Origin of the sequence: Vibrio sp. Vb1337 (assembly GCF_033338715.1) — a bacterium.
Taxonomy (GTDB): domain Bacteria; phylum Pseudomonadota; class Gammaproteobacteria; order Enterobacterales; family Vibrionaceae; genus Vibrio; species Vibrio alginolyticus.
In genome coordinates this window covers 1-1518 of the sequence record NZ_JAWOTD010000089.1, presented here as the reverse complement: position 1 = coordinate 1518, position 1518 = coordinate 1, and the positions used below count along the sequence as shown (strand labels likewise).

The window sequence follows — 1518 nt, the reverse complement described above, 5'->3', positions numbered from 1 at the left end:
AAGAAGGTGAGATTGAAGATCTGACAGAATTTGAAGACGCTGAAATTGCACCAGACGAATACACCGAAGAAGAAGCGGAAGCGGAGTTCCAACGTCTACAAGAACAGCCAATCAAACTGGCAATCATTGGTCGTCCAAACGTTGGTAATTCGACGTTAACCAACCGTATTCTTGGTGAAGAACGTGTTGTGGTATACGACATGCCAGGCACAACTCGTGACTCAATCTACATTCCTATGGAACGTGATGGCCGTGAGTATGTAATCATTGATACTGCGGGTGTACGTCGTCGTGGTCGTATTAACGAAACGGTTGAGAAATTCTCCGTTGTTAAAACGTTGAAAGCCGTCGAAGACGCAAACGTAGTGCTATTGGTTATCGACGCACGTGAAAACATCTCTGACCAAGACTTGAGCCTGCTAGGTTTTGCATTGAACGCCGGTCGTTCAATCGTATTAGCGGTAAACAAGTGGGATGGTCTAGATAACGAAGTAAAAGAGAACGTGAAGAAAGAGCTAGACCGCCGCCTAGGTTTCGTTGACTTTGCTCGCATTCACTTTATTTCTGCACTGCACGGTACTGGTGTTGGTCACTTGTTTGAGTCTATCCAAGAAGCGTACAAGTCGGCAACGACACGTGTTGGTACCTCTGTTTTGACTCGTATCATGAAGATGGCGACTGATGATCACCAACCGCCAATGGTTCGTGGCCGTCGTATCAAGCTAAAATACGCGCACGCAGGTGGTTACAACCCACCAATCGTCGTGATTCACGGTAACATGGTTCGTGAACTTCCGGATTCATACAAGCGTTACTTGATGAACTACTTCCGCAAGTCACTGGAAATTATGGGTACGCCAATTCGTATCAACTTCCAGAATAGCGAAAACCCGTTTGAGAATCGTGCGAACAAGCTAACCTTGTCTCAAGAGCGTAAGCGTAAACGTATGATGTCTGTGGTTAAAAACCGCAAAAAATAATTTAAGTATTTGAAGATACCCAAGTTTTTACTTGGGTATTTTTTTATCTGTTTTTTGCAACCTCTAAAAGTGATGTGAGATGTGTCCTTTTCTAAACCTTACTTTCATCATTATCACAATGTTCTTCTGCGCGGTTTTTCTCTAGTGGTATTAGTGATGACGTGCAGATTCCTGTATCTTCAAATGCTCAGCACACAACCTTAACTTCTTACATTCACAAAGATAAGCAAAGCATGACGATTACCGCGACACAAACCCGTTTCTGCCATCAAACTTGGCAGTTGGACGCTCAGATTCAAGTCGTTCAAAACCACAATGAAGTGACCTACGTAGTCACCGACGTGACTCCGTTTCATCCCGTTAGCCATATCTGGCCTGATCATCCCGCGGATAAAGGCATCTTAGTATTTAATGATCAACAATTTGAATTGATTGATTGTCAAGTTGGTGCCATTGAAGTGGCAACCGGAGAGTTATTTGTTGGAGCGGCAATCCCTGTAAAGCGCGATACAGAAGGTTGTTTATTTGTTGTCGTACA

Annotated in this window: 1 protein-coding gene and 1 pseudogene; both read left to right on the top strand. The window is 43.9% G+C overall.

All coding sequences use genetic code 11. The features are described 5' to 3' along the window. Nucleotides 1-980, top strand: a 980-nt coding sequence (gene der, locus R7E42_RS24080) for a ribosome biogenesis GTPase Der (protein ID WP_318073095.1), incomplete at its 5' end; no start/stop codon positions are given. Nucleotides 981-1213: 233 nt separating this feature from the next. Beyond that, a pseudogene (locus R7E42_RS24075) lies at nucleotides 1214-1518 on the top strand (alanyl-tRNA editing protein); the annotation flags it as partial.